The organism is Pseudomonas sp. BJa3 (genome assembly GCF_026343815.1).
GTDB lineage: Bacteria > Pseudomonadota > Gammaproteobacteria > Pseudomonadales > Pseudomonadaceae > Aquipseudomonas > Aquipseudomonas soli.
Map to the genome: position 1 here is coordinate 1 of NZ_JAOXMC010000403.1, position 249 is coordinate 249.

A 249-nucleotide genomic window follows, 5' to 3' on the forward strand; every position below is an offset into this window, starting at 1 on the left:
GAGCAGATCAAGAGCAGATCAAGAGCAGATCAAGAGCAGATCAAGAGCAGATCAAGAGCAGATATGTTGGTTTTGTTGGTGGCTGATATGTTGTTCTTCATTACGCTATCGCGGGGCAAGCCCGCTCTCACGTTGAATCACGTAGTCAAACTATGTTGGGAGCAGGCTTGCACCGCGATGTTGATCTAGAGTTCCCACGCTGGCAACTAGCGACTAGCTGCGTTAGTGCAGGCGCCGCCCGTAACTTCG

Annotated in this window: 1 protein-coding gene; it reads left to right on the forward strand. The window is 51.4% G+C overall.

Going from position 1 to position 249, the window contains the following annotated elements; translation table 11 throughout:
- Positions 1 to 189: hypothetical protein (locus OH705_RS28185; protein WP_267303566.1), on the forward strand; the 189-nt coding region annotated here is incomplete at its 5' end.
- Positions 190 to 249 lie beyond the last annotated feature (60 nt).